Annotated in this window: 2 protein-coding genes; both read left to right on the forward strand. The window is 62.8% G+C overall.

All coding sequences use genetic code 11. The annotated features are described in order from the left end of the window. On the forward strand, window positions 1–521 hold a 521-nt coding region (locus ACXJKH_RS19005; RefSeq protein WP_457321709.1), incomplete at its 5' end, for a hypothetical protein. Beyond that, window positions 518–1840: an XVIPCD domain-containing protein gene (locus ACXJKH_RS19010; protein ID WP_457321711.1), complete on the forward strand. Its 1323-nt coding sequence runs from the start codon at window positions 518–520 to the stop codon at window positions 1838–1840. The genes ACXJKH_RS19005 and ACXJKH_RS19010, both read left to right, overlap by 4 nt. The last annotated feature ends 366 nt before the right edge of the window (window positions 1841–2206 follow it).

Below are 2206 nucleotides of genomic sequence, written 5' to 3' on the forward strand. Positions count from 1 at the left end.
ATCCTGGGCCGCGCAAGGCCATCGAGTTCACCCTGAAGGTGCACAATGCGCCCGGCCCCTTTGCCGTGGTGGAGGCGGTTGCGCAGTACGATGTGACTAATGAGGACCAGTGCGGTCATATCGAGCCCGCCACCGGCACTGGCAGCCGCATCACCAGCCAGGAAGACGTGGTGCTGCGCAAGGTGTCCGACGATGAGTATCAGGGCAAGGTTTATCTGGACCTGATGCAGGATGAGGACTACTACGGCCGCGGCGTCTGTCATTGGGAGCTGACCGGCGCCAGCACGATGCTGAAGGCGACGGGGGCCGCAGGAGAGACCCGCTTCCTGTCGTTCATCAAGGTCGATCAGCTCCTGTCGGGGCAAACGCAGACACGTTACTACGCCGATATGACCTATCCGCGCGCGGAGACGATGTCCGATTACCCAGCCAGCGGCAAGGAGGACCCGGCCGAATACAAGCCCGAGCTGCGGGAGAGACTGTTCTCCGTCTCGATCAGCGTCGGTGAGGTGGCCAGATGACCATCGACAGCAGGGACTTCGCGGCCATCTCCGATGACACGTACAAGGACCKCGCGGTGGGCCGGCGAGCGCCGGGCAAAGAAGAACATGTGACCCTCAATGGGCACGAGTACAAGATTCTCGAACACGTCAACAACCGTCTCACCGGCTACCAGGGCACGGTTTACCAGCGCATGGATACCAACGAGATCGTCGTTGGCCACCGCGGCACCGAGCAGATCGGTCGCGATGGGGTGCTGACCGACGGCGGCATGGTGACCACCCGCGCCAACCTGCAGGGCCGCGATGCAATTGAACTGACCCGGCGCGCGGTTGATTTTGCCAGGACTGAAGGCCTTCTGGATGGTCGCACGCCCACGGTATCGGTCACCGGTCATTCCCTCGGCGGCACACTGGCGCAGATCACCTCGCACCATTTCGATCTGAAAGGTGAAACGTTCAACGCCTACGGCGCGGCCAGTCTCGGGTATCGTATTCCGCAGGGCGGCAACAATCTGGTCAACCATGTGATGGCGGCCGATCCTGTCAGTGCGGCGTCGCCCCACTTCGGGCAGGTGCGGGTCTATGCGACCCAGAAAGAGATCAATTCGCTCGCCGCATGCGGGTTCAGCAATAGCAAGGCGAACTTTCTGATCCCCGACCAGCCGGTGGTGGCGGCCGGCCTGTCGCTTGGCTCGCACAGCCTGGATAACTTTCTGGGTGCCAAGTCGGTACTGCAGTCGCCGCAATCGCGCACCCTGGCCGAGGGCAACAAGCGGATGATCGAGGAGTATCGCGATGATATCGGCGAGCGCCGGCGCGCCCTCACCGTGGGTTCCCGCGGCGTCCCGGGCGGGGTGCACGATGTAGTGGACGAGATTCGCGGGACGTTGAAGCCGGGCGAGCCAGCGCGGCGCGACGCTGAGCGACAGTCCGATCGGCGCACCACCAGTCTGGAGCATGCCGACCACCCCGGTAATGCGTTGTTCGAGGATGCGCGGCGCGGTGTGTATGCGCAGGACGCGAAGGTAGGCCGCGCTCCTGATCAGCGTAGCGATCAGCTTGCCGGAGGCTTGGCTGCCGAGATGCACGCCGCCGGTGGAGCGCGTATCGATGCGGTGTCGATGAGCAGCGACGCGGCGCGCACGTTTGCCATCCAGGGGAGGGCGGATGATCCCGCGCATCTGCGGGTGTCGGTGGAGACCGTTGCGACCATGGACATTCCACTCCAGCAGAGTAGTCAGCGCGTGGCCGAGCAGGCTGCCAAACAAGGGCCGGCGACGCAGCATGCGTTGGAACAGGACCAGGTGCTGCAGGCGTCCCGGTCGATGCAGGCTTAGCTCGCTTTTCTTACCTTGCACAGCAGCAAAATTCCCCTTGGCGCGCTGAAGAGCGCTTGTGGGTTGCTTGGGTGAATCGCCGAACCTGTGATGAGTTTCAAATATTTTGCGGATTGTCATGACGCGGAATTCACGCTTGGTGTAGGGTGTCGGCGTCAGTAATCCGGCAGGCAGCCGGGACGATGATGGTCTGGGGAATTGGGATCGCGTGGTGGTAACCCAGTCTTGCAACGGGAATATCCGCGCGCGCCGCATCGTCGAAGCGTCGCTGTTGTACCCGTCTGCACGGTTACTCCACTTCAAGTTCAAGGACGACAAAATGCGAAATACGCTGCTTTCTCCGCGCCGCCGTGCGGTGCGCCTGGC

It is taken from the genome of Stenotrophomonas sp. P5_B8, from assembly GCF_054049855.1.